Annotated in this window: 12 protein-coding genes, 1 tRNA gene and 2 CRISPR repeat arrays; of the genes, 6 read left to right on the plus strand and 7 right to left on the minus strand. The window is 67.4% G+C overall.

Going from position 1 to position 11164, the window contains the following annotated elements:
* Positions 1–4 precede the first annotated feature (4 nt).
* A CRISPR array of direct repeats spans positions 5–583; the repeat unit is 29 nt; unit sequence GTGCTCCCCGCGCGAGCGGGGCTGTTCCC.
* A 47-nt stretch (positions 584–630) separates the two neighbouring features.
* On the plus strand, positions 631–810 hold the full coding sequence (locus tag AB0399_RS39275; RefSeq protein WP_366414543.1) for a hypothetical protein: 180 nt from the start codon (positions 631–633) through the stop codon (positions 808–810).
* Between the two features lie 141 nt (positions 811–951).
* Here AB0399_RS39275 and AB0399_RS39280 read toward each other — a convergent pair.
* Positions 952–1056, minus strand: a tRNA-Ser gene (locus tag AB0399_RS39280).
* Between the two features lie 377 nt (positions 1057–1433).
* Here AB0399_RS39280 and AB0399_RS39285 point away from each other — a divergent pair.
* Positions 1434–2444 carry a hypothetical protein gene (locus AB0399_RS39285; RefSeq protein ID WP_366414544.1) on the plus strand — a complete coding sequence of 337 codons (1011 nt, stop codon included), beginning with the start codon at positions 1434–1436 and terminating at the stop codon, positions 2442–2444.
* 18 nt (positions 2445–2462) lie between these two features.
* Complete coding sequence (locus tag AB0399_RS39290) at positions 2463–3029, plus strand: hypothetical protein (protein ID WP_366414545.1); 567 nt, start codon at positions 2463–2465, stop codon at positions 3027–3029.
* Between the two features lie 165 nt (positions 3030–3194).
* Here AB0399_RS39290 and AB0399_RS39295 read toward each other — a convergent pair whose 3' ends face one another.
* Positions 3195–3755: a hypothetical protein gene (locus AB0399_RS39295; RefSeq protein WP_366414546.1), complete on the minus strand. Its 561-nt coding sequence runs from the start codon at positions 3753–3755 to the stop codon at positions 3195–3197.
* A 154-nt stretch (positions 3756–3909) separates the two neighbouring features.
* Between AB0399_RS39295 and AB0399_RS39300 the strand changes: the two genes are divergently transcribed.
* Together AB0399_RS39300 and AB0399_RS39305 are read left to right on the plus strand one after the other, a co-directional pair.
* A complete protein-coding gene (locus tag AB0399_RS39300) occupies positions 3910–4833 on the plus strand; it encodes an FkbM family methyltransferase (RefSeq protein ID WP_366414547.1) in 924 nt (307 codons plus the stop codon).
* A gap of 158 nt (positions 4834–4991) precedes the next feature.
* Entirely contained in the window at positions 4992–5471 is a 480-nt protein-coding gene (locus AB0399_RS39305) for a DUF6193 family natural product biosynthesis protein (RefSeq protein ID WP_366414548.1), read from the plus strand.
* Positions 5472–5544: 73 nt separating this feature from the next.
* On the opposite strand, the gene AB0399_RS39310 is transcribed toward AB0399_RS39305, so the two are convergent.
* From AB0399_RS39310 to AB0399_RS39330, 5 genes are all read right to left on the minus strand, one after another.
* Positions 5545–6489 (minus strand): helix-turn-helix transcriptional regulator, encoded by a 945-nt coding sequence (locus tag AB0399_RS39310; RefSeq protein WP_366414549.1) that lies wholly within the window; start codon positions 6487–6489, stop codon positions 5545–5547.
* A gap of 268 nt (positions 6490–6757) precedes the next feature.
* Positions 6758–7264 carry a hypothetical protein gene (locus AB0399_RS39315; RefSeq protein ID WP_366414550.1) on the minus strand — a complete coding sequence of 169 codons (507 nt, stop codon included), beginning with the start codon at positions 7262–7264 and terminating at the stop codon, positions 6758–6760.
* Positions 7265–7338: 74 nt separating this feature from the next.
* The gene (locus AB0399_RS39320) at positions 7339–7701 is read right to left on the minus strand and encodes a hypothetical protein (RefSeq protein WP_366414551.1); all 363 of its coding nucleotides are present in this window, start codon (positions 7699–7701) and stop codon (positions 7339–7341) included.
* Positions 7698–8432: a GntR family transcriptional regulator gene (locus AB0399_RS39325; protein ID WP_366414552.1), complete on the minus strand. Its 735-nt coding sequence runs from the start codon at positions 8430–8432 to the stop codon at positions 7698–7700. The genes AB0399_RS39320 and AB0399_RS39325 overlap by 4 nt, the downstream gene beginning before the upstream one ends.
* Positions 8433–8709: 277 nt before the next feature.
* On the minus strand, positions 8710–9015 hold the full coding sequence (locus AB0399_RS39330) for a hypothetical protein (RefSeq protein WP_366414553.1): 306 nt from the start codon (positions 9013–9015) through the stop codon (positions 8710–8712).
* A 59-nt stretch (positions 9016–9074) separates the two neighbouring features.
* On the opposite strand from AB0399_RS39330, the gene AB0399_RS39335 reads away from it, so the two are divergent.
* Positions 9075–9830, plus strand: coding sequence for a GntR family transcriptional regulator (locus AB0399_RS39335; RefSeq protein ID WP_366414554.1), 756 nt, complete (start codon positions 9075–9077; stop codon positions 9828–9830).
* A gap of 139 nt (positions 9831–9969) precedes the next feature.
* Positions 9970–11160: direct repeats of the CRISPR family, unit length 29 nt; unit sequence GTGCTCCCCGCGCGAGCGGGGCTGTTCCC.
* Positions 11161–11164 lie beyond the last annotated feature (4 nt).

Genomic DNA, 11164 nt, shown 5'->3' on the forward strand with positions numbered 1-11164 from the left:
GACGGTGCTCCCCGCGCGAGCGGGGCTGTTCCCGGCAGGTTACGGAAGCAGCCATCCGGTCGACGGTGCTCCCCGCGCGAGCGGGGCTGTTCCCGGCAGGTTACGGAAGCAGCCATCCGGTCGACGGTGCTCCCCGCGCGAGCGGGGCTGTTCCCGTCGCCCTGTTCCTGCACTACGCCGCCCGCACGTGCTCCCCGCGCGAGCGGGGCTGTTCCCAACCAGGGGCGGGTGTTCGTCAAGCGCAGCACGTGCTCCCCGCGCGAGCGGGGCTGTTCCCATCACCGGCTACTCGGTCGCCCAACCGGGAGAGTGCTCCCCGCGCGAGCGGGGCTGTTCCCCGTCGCGACCGAGCGCTTCATCGTCGGTCACCTGTGCTCCCCGCGCGAGCGGGGCTGTTCCCGGGCCTGGCGACTTTCGAATGTGAGACACGTCGTGCTCCCCGCGCGAGCGGGGCTGTTCCCGCGTCGGTGATGATCTGGCCCTGCTGCTTCGAGTGCTCCCCGCGCGAGCGGGGCTGTTCCCCGTCAGCGTCGCTGCGGGTAGGGAAGATCCCAGTGCTCCCCGCGCGAGCGGGGATGTTCCCTGGCTGACCCCCTGGCAGAAGTCCCGTACTCCCTCCGCCACGCGTGCATGTCTCTGTGGCTCAAGGCCGGGGTCGATCCGGTGGAAGTCGCTCGCCGCGCCGGACACAGTGTGACCGTGCTCTACCGCTTCTACGCGAAAGTCATCAAGGGGCGACAGGACGCGGACAACGCCCGCATCGCACGCGCTCTGACCAGCGGTGACACCGACGAGGACAACAGAGCGTAGCAGCGGAATCCGGCCCGTGTATGGCCCGCACGGTCTGATCGCGGCCGGGATACCGGCGACCCACAGTGAGACAGACAACAGCAGAGCGGGTGCCCCGAACCTCGGGGCACCCGCTCTGACCTGCTCAACCAACTACCTCTGCGGAGGCTGTGGGATTTGAACCCACGGTGACATCGCTGCCACGACGGTTTTCAAGACCGCCCGGCGAGCCCGAGACACAGTGGTCCTGAGCTGCGTAATGCTCCCGACAACCGGCCGCGATCCTTCGCACGGGCCACAGGTTGACCACGGCGTACGCCCAGCCAACATGAACCTCGTCTGCACCTCTCGCTGCATAAAACCGCAGACCACGGATGTGGCCCCGCGCATGCGGAGCTGCTCCCCCGAACAAGAAGACGATCGCCGCATGCCAGCAGTGGTCTCCACCGAGCGGGGCCGCTCCCGGTCGTGGGTGGATCACAGCGTCTCGCCAACGTGCTCCGCGACCGCAGGACGAGGCAGCGGACCTGGGGCGAGTCGGCCAATGTCTCAATATTGGAACAACCGCTGCATGCGTCGAGTGAAGGAGTGATCGCGAGCATACCCTGTGTGACCATAGGCAAATCTCACCCCTAGGATCACTGATGACAACATTCGGCTATCGTCTCTTTTCGTTCGAGGTATTCCCGGGACTCAGGCAAACTAGCGTAAAACTTAACGATTGCAACGGCGAGTCCTACAGTGATATCGCCGAGCGCCTGCTCAAGACACTGACTGCGGGAATTACCGTGGGCGATCCTTCCGAACCGGGGCAAATAAAAATCGCAACAGAAGGATCGCTTGGCGCTCCAGCAATCCGAGTTGAAGATGTCTATATAGAAGGGAACACACTCCGGGGAAGACTATGGTCGGGAAAGATAGGAAGTCACGAAAAGGCTCTGGGAGAAGATGCTGACTCCGACTCTGACATCAAGGAGAAAGCGGCAAGCAACATTTTCAGATTCATTTTCGCATTTCCGGATGATGGAAATCTTGGCATTCTTGCCATGGAAACAATTAGCCGGTCATGCCCAGCACCGTTCCTGGCAAGGTGGCTTCAAAAGAAGTCCCGAGATGAAGCGTCACAAACCTCGCCAAGCAACCGCTGGTGGCGTATCAAGGTGGCTCCCTTGGCCGACGAAGAACGCCTTGAAGAAATGATTCGCGAAGGACTCGCGCAAAAGCTGGTCCTAGTAAAGAACACAATCACTGCGGGAAGCACTCGCGAAGTTCGCGAGATTGAGATCAAGGGTTCGCTCGCCGTCTCGGGAAAGCTAGACCAAGTCGTACAGGTCGTTCAGGGGTGGCGTAGACGTTACAAGGAGTCCGAGAACTCAGAAGCGACGCCCGTCTCGACAGCCCAGGGCGTACAGGAGCTTGCGGCGATCATGGGCCCAGAGATCGCGAACCTGGATCTTGATGACGGATGGGTCGAAATCGAAGATCCGGATGGGCAGATCAAACGCGTGCGACCTGGCCAGATGGCCGATGTCTTCACTTATCGGCTGTCTGAGAATATCCCTGTTGTCACAGCCTCCTTCTATGCTGAGGTCAGAGAGACGGCAGTGGCACTCCAGCCTGCGGCGAAGATTGCCATCGACTGGCCCGTCTCCTGAAACAGGGGGAGGCCCGCAGTGTCCGCACGGTTCAACGTCCTGCCCGTCCTGCGCGGCCACTGGAAAGGTCTAACAGACGGACGACGTGCAATCCATAGAGGGGATAAGGTAGCTCGATCTTCCATAGGGATTCCTCTGGCCGTCTTCCTTCTGATGTATTTGAGAGATGGCAAGCTAGCCTCACCCGCCCCGCTACTAACTGGAGTCTCGCTTCTTGCGGGCGGAATGCTAAGCGCATTCACCCATCTATCAAGTCTTCGCCTCAGAATCACCGACTGGGATGGCGCTGGAGGCATCAGCAGATTCGAAGTCGAAAGAAGAATGCTCGATGAAACCGCCGCCCACCTCTTGACCGGCTCCCTACTCTGCGCAATCGACGCAGGCTCTCTCGTCGTCGGCATGAATATCAGTCTCTCCAAGAGCGGGCATCTTTACGGATTTTGGGCCGCCCTTTCCACTGCACTGAGTTCTTACATCCTGGTAATTTTCATTTTTGTCATTCCACGCCTATATTCGGCATATGTTGAGATCAACGGCGTTGGTGGCGAATTGAGCGGATTCACGAAGAAGAAAAGACGCCGGTAAATAATCGGCCCAATTTTGGCCGCCGCTCCGCTGGTAGACGCCCAATGAATGACGGAGAAATCATGGCCAACGTCGCCGCATAGCCAAAACCAGCGGAGGCGAGGTGTCAGGCATAACAATTAGCCTACAGCAATGATACGATGCTTTGGTGCGAATTGGGATGTCCTAACTTTCACGCCGTGTTGGCGGCAACAGCAAATCCCGCTCCGGGTGAGTCTCTCCAGTAACAGAACCGCTGACGCCCAGGTCCACCCGGGCGGTTTCGTGGAAGGCATTGATCGCCGCGAAGACGGCGCGGTTGCGGGTGCGCCAGTCGTCCAGGGTGCCGGGGGTTTTGCCGGTGGCCTGCCAGTCGACTTCCAGGGTGGTCGCGTTCAGCGCGTGGGCAGCTTCGATGACCTCGTCGCCGGCCAGGAGCATGATGCGTTCGAAGGCGCGGCCGCGGAGGTGGGTGGCTTCGTAGAGGTCGGCGCGCTGGCGGGACTCGGGGTCGTCGCTGACGCGGATGCCCTCGCGGTGTTCGTACAGCTCGACGGCGAGGTAGACGGCGGCGCGGACGCGGTCGATGTAGTTCTCGTACGCTTCGAGCTTCTTCGTGTCCCAGCGGGTGAGCAGCTCGCGGCGGATGCGCTGGCGCTCGGTCCAGTAGTTGGTGACGTAGGTCGTGAGGGCGCCCAGGAGGACCGCGGCGATGGTCAGCAACTGCTCGGACGTGCTCAAACCCACCCCCGGCCAAGAGTCGTAAAGACGTCTTGAGGATTTTAGGAGGGTGGAGGGAGGCGAGGGGGCGGTTCCGGGGCATCCGGCCTGTGGGGCTCTGGGGCGCCGCAGGTGGCCGCCCGTAAGGTGGGGGCCTGGCGGCGTGCGGAGGAGCGAGCGGATGAGCAACCCCACTACGGAGGCCCTGGTCACCCTCGGCCGCTGGTACGTACGCAACGCGCCCTGCACCCTCGGCAAGGGCCCGCTGGCCGGCCGCTGGCTGAACCCGCACCTGCGGGACGAGCCGCGCAAGCGCGTCACGGAGACCGTGAGCGGCGCGCGCTTCGCCGCGGACACGCAGGACCTGATCCAGCGCTACCTGTACCTGTTCGGCACGTGGGAGCCGCGGATGACGCACTGGCTCCGCAACCGCCTGGGCCCAGGGGACACGTACATCGACGTCGGCGCGAACATCGGCTACTTCAGCGTGCTCGCCTCGCAGCTCGTCGGCCCCACCGGCCATGTCGTCGCCATAGAGGCGTCGCGCCCCTTCCTGGACCGGGTCGAGCAGAACGCGCGGCTCAACGGCTGCACGAACATCCGCGCCGTACACACGGCCGTCTCCGACAAGGACCAGACGCTCACGTTCATCCTTGCCAGCTCGGCGAACATGGGCGCCAACAGCATCGTCCCCTGGGACGGCCCGACGGAGTCCGTCTTCGACATCGAGGCGCACCCGCTCCCCGACGTGCTGACCGACGAGGAGATCACCCGGGCCCGGGTCGTCAAGGTCGACGTCGAGGGCGCGGAGGGCAGCGTCGTACGCGGCATGGCGCCCATGCTCGAACGGCTACGGCCCGACGCCGAGGTCACCGTCGAGGTCACTCCGGAGCGTATGGAACAACTCGGCGACTCCGTGGAGGAGTTGCTCGACACGATGCGCGGTGCCGGCTTCCACGTGTACCGCCTCGCCAACGAGTACGCCGCCGCCACCTACCCGACCGCCCTGCGGGGAGCCTCCGCCGTACCGGTCCGGTGGCGCGGACCGGTCACCGGCGAGAGCGACCTCGTCTTCTCACGCGTCGACGCGGAAACGCTGCCCTGAAGTGGACGGGCAGGACTGGGGCGCACCCCCAGGACCCGACCGTAGGAGAACAGGACGGACGGGCATCGTTCCGGCTCTCCCGGACACGCGCCCTCACCCGGCTGCGGTCCTTGCTCTCCGGGCTGATGCCGGCAGACTCCAGCCGCGACACTATGGCTGTGGACGCCAACAGTGAGGTTTTCGATCAGCAGCAGTCCATGCCTCCGAGACCAGTTCTTCCGGACATGGCCGCAGCACGCAGTCGCGGGCCCGCTGACACTGTCGACGCGCGTTGGCAGTCTCTACGACTCGCCTGGCAAGGGCGCTACGCCGCCCACCAGGTCCGCTCACCCGGGCGCCCGTATCCGGGCATCGTCCCTCTCCTGGACGCCGCTGCCGCTCAACCACGACTCCGGCGGCTGTTCCCGTTCACCAGCCACTTCACCCTTCTCTTCAGCAGTTCCACCAGCTACCCCTGGTCCGTGCAGGCCGGATCGATCGAGCCCCGGCACAATGGACGGTTCACCGTGCGCCGACGCGATCCCTTCGCCGTAATCGGTGAAGTCGACACCGCGGAGGAGGCGGTGGCGCTGGTGCTTGAACTACTGCCCACCGGCTCCGATCCCGTGATCAGCGCCTGTACGGACGATGGCGCGTGACGACGATCGGCAACCCGTTGGGACGCTCGGAGACGCAGCCTCCGGCCTGATCCACAGTGCAGGCCCGCAGCCGTCACCAAACGGTTCGCACCACGCCGGCGCGCTTCCCCGCACGACGGCTCAGACGCTCCTCGGCCGTGGCGGAAGCGTCAGTTGCCTGCTCGCCTGCCGCTTCCGCCCGGTACGCGTTGGCCGCCGTCTCGATCGCGCCGAGAGAGGAGTCCGGGGGAAGGGCGGCGGCGAGCAGAAGGTCGTAAGCGAGGTGGGCGAGTGCGGTGGTTCCGGGCTCCGTGCCGTGGGCGCCGGTGTGGTGGCTGGTGAAGTGGACGGCTGGGCTCTCGTCGGCGAACCTCATGACGCGCAGCGCGCCGTCCATGGCGGTCGGATGCGGGGTGGCGGCGAAGGGCAGGACGTTGAGCGTGACGCGCTCACTGCGGACGAGCGCGGCGAGGTGGTCGAGTTGTACGGCCATGGCGGCGGGGCCGCCGAGCGGTCGGCGGAGGGCGGTTTCGCCGAGGACGGCGGCGTAACGAGGTCCGTGCGCGTCGAGAAGGACGGGCGTGCGCGACAACCGCGCCTCCCAGCGGTGGCGTTGGACACGGTCGGAGAGTACGTGCCGGTAGGCGTCGGCGGCGGCCAGAGCATAGGCGTCGGTCTGGAGCAGACCGGGGATGAGCGCGGCGTCCCACTCATGAATGGCGACGGCGAGCCGTTCCCACTCGGCAAGCGGGGTGCGGCTGGCAGGCCTGGGGGCGGAGCGGGCGGCTTCGAGGTTGCGCTCGAAGAAGCCACCGGTGTCGAGGAGTCGGTCCAGGGGGCCGGCCAACTCGTCGGGCAGTCGTCGCTCTCCCTGCTCGATCCGGGCGAGGAAGGACATGTCGATGTGCAGCCTGGCCGCCAACTCCGCAAGGGTCAGCCCCTTCCGCTCCCGGTAGTGCCGCAACTCCGCGCCGTACAGCGCTCGCGCAGACAGCGTGGTGTCCAGCTTCTTCGCCGCGAAGTGGCCGGGATTGGCCATGACAAAGCTCCTTACGGGGTGAGTGATTACGGTGCATCCGTCCGCCCGCCACCTCGCCGGGGATGGAGCGCGGTGGCGGGCGGACGGCATCGCTACCCGGTGGCCGATGACGAGCTGCGAGGCAGGCTTCGGCGCGGGTGAGTGCGAGGGAGGCGCCGGCGGTTCAGGCGCAAAGTCCTGCTCCTGCTCCGATCGGACGGGCCGATGCGATGCCTGCGTTCCGAACGGGATAGGCGGAGTTCCGCGCCCGGGCGAAGTGGTGCGGCTCTCAGGACCGCTGCGTGTCCTCGCAGTGGTGAGCGGCCCAATCCTCCCGGGCGGCAACGAGCCGGGGCAGTACGTCACCTTCGAGGTAGTCGGCGTGGGTACGCAGCTTCGCGGCCAGCTCGGCGAGGGCGACCGGCTCAAGACCGATCGCCCAACAGTCGGGCCCGACCTGGACGTTGACAACCGGCACAACGGACTCATCGGGCGCTTCGGAGTCCGAATAGGGGTGGCACGCGATCTCGCCGTGAAGGGACTCGATCTCGTGGGCTCGACGGGCTCCGCCCTCACGGGTGAAGGCCGTCAAGGTCACGCCTCGGAAGGCACAGCGGTGCCCGACGTCGACCAGCGTGACGTGAAGATTCTCAGGGTCGAGACCGGTGTCGCTGGGGTCGTCCTCCGCCCAGTCTGGGAGGTAGCCGTGCGCGGTGATGCCGTTGGTCGTGGAGATCTTCCACGTACGTGGCTGGTCCGTCGTACATAACGAGGCAGCCGTAGCGCCGATGCTCATCGTTGAAGTCCCTTTCCATGGTCGAGGTGTGGCGGTGCGAGAGGGAAGCCGCTGACTCAGCAGGGGAGCCGCGCTCAGGACGCGTTCCACCGATCGATCGCGCGGTCGGTGAAGGACTGGACGGCCTGCAAGAGCCGTACGGCGTCGACCTCGTCGTCCTCATCCGGCGGCGGAACCCGTTCCCCGCGGCTCTCCGCCACGCGCAACACGTCCGCGAGGGCCATGCACAGGTGGGAGACCATCGCCCGCAAGTCGCTCTCGGGCGGCACCCGTTCGCCCGTGTACTTCCGCACGTTCTCCAGCAGGTCCCTGCTCATGCCGAGTTGGACCGCTTCCAAGTTGTCCGCGAGCCGGGACAGGAACGACGAGCCGTCGGCGTCGGTGTCCAGGAAACACGGCTTCCCATCGACGCCCAGCCACGGCAGGAGCCGCATCATCGCGTCGCCTCCTTCGCATCGGCCGTCGTGGCCCCTACCGGCCCTACGGTGAAAGCGACTTCGGCACGATCGCCGGGCAGTACCACGTGGACGCAGGCGACCGTTCGGCCGTCGTCGGCCATGACCGTCCGGTGGATGGCGAGCACCGGCGTACGAGCGGTGATGCGCAACGACTGTGCTTCCGCACCGGTGGGGAACCGGGCGGTGACCTGGTCGAAGCTGCTCACCCCCGTACCGCCGGCCGCCGACGCGACCGCGAGGCCGCCGAGGATGTCGTCGCCCCAGGGCGAGGAGCCGGCCGGAAGCGCCCGGCCGCCCGACACCGCGTGCGGCACGTGGACGTGCGCGAGGGCTTGCGGCGCGTCCTCCCGGTGGCTGAGGCACACGTACTCGGTGATTGGTTCGTCGGGCGATCCGCCCAGGTGGGCGGCGAGTTCGCTGGTCGCCTTACGGTCGACGGCGCTGACGATGACGTCAAGGGGACCGGTGCCGGTGCCGACGGGGTACGTAAGGCGTACGGCCGGCCGGCAGACGAAGTTGCCGCGGCCCTGGAACTTCGCGACCAGGCCCTCGGCCCGCAACACTTCCAGCGCATCGCGGAGGGTCGGCGTACTGACGTGGTACCGCGCGGCGAGCCGCGTCTCAGGGGGAAGCCGCTCCCCCACGGCGTACTCCCCCGCGATGATCAGTCGGCGCAGGTCGTCGGCGACGACCTGGTGGCGCGCGGTCACGGTGCTGCCGTAAGTCCGGGCCCACGACCGCACCAGCGTCGGCTTTCGGCGGCGAGGACGTACGGGCGGACGAGCGCGCTCTCCTCGGCGCGGATGAGACTCCAGCGCGGAGCGGCTTGCCCCGTGCGGAAGGCCGAACCGGCGGAGGACGACACGGCAATCGGCGCCAACGTGGCTCGCGGAAGGGGCCGTTGCCTGTGCCGTCCGGCGGGCGGGAGAAGCTGTCGCGCGAACCACGCGGCAACTCGGCTGAAGAGATGGGTCATTGGATCAGCTCCTACGGTTCAGGGCGTTCCCGGCGAGGCGTGGCGTGGCGTGCCGCGCCGGGGTCTGTCCGCACGACCGCCCACAACTGGCGTCCGCGCGAGGTGCTGTCGGCAAAGCCGAACCGGTCGGCCGTTTCGAGGACCGCCAGAAGCTCCCGCCAACTCCCCGTGGGGAAGTCCGACGGCACCCGCGCCTCGATCCGCGCGTGATCGCCGCCGTCCGTCCGTTCGGGCCTCAGACCCAGGGCAACCAGGCGCGCGCAGATATCGGCAATGCGTGCTTCGGGTGGGGGCACAAGACGGTCCTCCGTTGCCAACCAAGCACTCTCAGTGAAGCTAGTTCACTAGATTAGAGCTAGTGGACTAGATTGTCCACATGCCTGATCAGCCGCCGTATCTCCGGATCGCGGACGCCCTCCGCCAGCGCATCGCCGACCAGGAGTGGACCCCGGGCGACCGCCTGCCCTCGCGCGCCGACCTCGCCGCCGCGTACGGCGTCGGCGACAACGTCATCCGCCGCGCCCAGGAACTGCTGATCTCCGTGGGCACCCTCGAAGGCCGCGCCGGCTCCGGCACGTACGTGGCCGCGCCGCGCGAGAAGTTGAGGATCGTCCGTTCCCTCTACCGCGAGCAGACCGGGGGCTCGCCCTTCCAGTCCGACATGGCGGCCCTGGGCCGGCGCGGCAGTTGGGAGAGCCGCACCGATGCGAAGGTCCCGGCTCCCGCCGAGATCGCGGCCCGACTCGGCCTCGCCGAGGGCGACTTGTGCGTCCGCACGGCCTACGAATTCCTCGCCGACGGCAAGCCCGCCCAGCTCTCCACGAGTTGGGAGCCGTACGCCCTCACGGCGGGGACGCTGATCGTCCTCCCCGAGGGCGGGCCGTACGCAGGACTCGGCGTCGTCCGCCGCATGGCCGAGATCGGGGTGACGGTCACCCGGGCGGTGGAGCAACCCTCACCGCGGGTCGTGACCGCCGAGGAAGCGGCCCTCCTCGGCGTCCAGAAGGGCACCCTGGCCACACACATCCAGCGCACCTACTACGCGGAAGACGGCCGCCCCGTCGAGACAGCGGACATCGTGGTGCCCGCGAACCTGTGCGAAGTCGTCTACGAGGTCCCGGTCGGCTCATAACGATGTCCAAAACTTGGAACGCCGACAGGCGAGCGGGTGCGACAGTGCTTCGCAGAACCCCGCGAGACTGAATATGACCGATTTCCGGGAAGTGAGTAAAAACACGCGCCGGCCGCGGTAAACGTGCAGGTCGCCAAGTGTGCTCCCCGCGCGAGCGGGGCTGTTCCCCTCTGTTTCCCTCTTACCAAGGCGCTCGCCGGTGTGCTCCCCGCGCGAGCGGGGCTGTTCCCCTCTGTTTCCCTCTTACCAAGGCGCTCGCCGGTGTGCTCCCCGCGCGAGCGGGGCTGTTCCCATCTCCTTCATCCAGTGGCGCATGAGATAGATGTGCTCCCCGCGCGAGCGGGGCTGTTCCCGGGCAGGTCCAGGCCCGCGTGCGGCTGGTGGAGTGCTCCCCGCGCGAGCGGGGCTGTTCCCATTCTCGCAGTGTTCCAGGATCTCCGAGACCAGTGCTCCCCGCGCGAGCGGGGCTGTTCCCATGGTGTTCCAGCACGACAAGAACGCCGCCGCGTGCTCCCCGCGCGAGCGGGGCTGTTCCCCGCCTGGTGACGGTCGACGTCACGGCCAGGAAGTGCTCCCCGCGCGAGCGGGGCTGTTCCCGCGGCCCGCTCCGCGGCCTCCAGGCCCTCGTGGTGCTCCCCGCGCGAGCGGGGCTGTTCCTCCCGCCCGGACCACGTGCTCCTCCGTGAGGAGGTGCTCCCCGCGCGAGCGGGGCTGTTCCCCTACGACGGGGCTGATGTAGAGGGAGGAACTACGTGCTCCCCGCGCGAGCGGGGCTGTTCCCTGGGGTTGGAGTCGCTGTGCGCCGGGCAGAGCGTGCTCCCCGCGCGAGCGGGGCTGTTCCCTGGATACGGGTGGCGCGCGAAGCGCAGCACGGGTGCTCCCCGCGCGAGCGGGGCTGTTCCCCGGCCGGCACGCGTGCCGCCCCTGCCAGGACAGTGCTCCCCGCGCGAGCGGGGCTGTTCCCGCCGACGACCTCACCAGCAGCGCCGTCTGATGGTGCTCCCCGCGCGAGCGGGGCTGTTCCCCACACCCCACCAGAACGGAACCCCGTGACCAGGTGCTCCCCGCGCGAGCGGGGCTGTTCCCTGCCGCCTGGCCCACCGGAAGTGCAACAGCAGGTGCTCCCCGCGCGAGCGGGGCTGTTCCCGGCGTGCGGCTGCCGGTGTCGGCGCCGCGCATGTGCTCCCCGCGCGAGCGGGGCTGTTCCCCGCGCCGGCCGCGGGGACCAGGTCGTAACCCGGTGCTCCCCGCGCGAGCGGGGCTGTTCCCGGCGTGCGGCTGCCGGTGTCGGCGCCGCGCATGTGCTCCCCGCGCGAGCGGGGCTGTTCCCCGCG

The organism is Streptomyces sp. NPDC088194 (assembly GCF_040702025.1).
Lineage (GTDB): Bacteria > Actinomycetota > Actinomycetes > Streptomycetales > Streptomycetaceae > Actinacidiphila.

Coding starts and splice junctions, on each gene's coding strand:
- AB0399_RS39275 (WP_366414543.1), top strand. CDS start 631: ATGTCTCTGTGGCTCAAGGCCGGGGTCGATCCGGTGGAAGTCGCTCGC.
- AB0399_RS39285 (WP_366414544.1), top strand. CDS start 1,434: ATGACAACATTCGGCTATCGTCTCTTTTCGTTCGAGGTATTCCCGGGA.
- AB0399_RS39300 (WP_366414547.1), top strand. CDS start 3,910: ATGAGCAACCCCACTACGGAGGCCCTGGTCACCCTCGGCCGCTGGTAC.
- AB0399_RS39310 (WP_366414549.1), bottom strand. CDS start 6,489: ATGGCCAATCCCGGCCACTTCGCGGCGAAGAAGCTGGACACCACGCTG.
- AB0399_RS39315 (WP_366414550.1), bottom strand. CDS start 7,264: ATGAGCATCGGCGCTACGGCTGCCTCGTTATGTACGACGGACCAGCCA.
- AB0399_RS39320 (WP_366414551.1), bottom strand. CDS start 7,701: ATGATGCGGCTCCTGCCGTGGCTGGGCGTCGATGGGAAGCCGTGTTTC.
- AB0399_RS39335 (WP_366414554.1), top strand. CDS start 9,075: ATGCCTGATCAGCCGCCGTATCTCCGGATCGCGGACGCCCTCCGCCAG.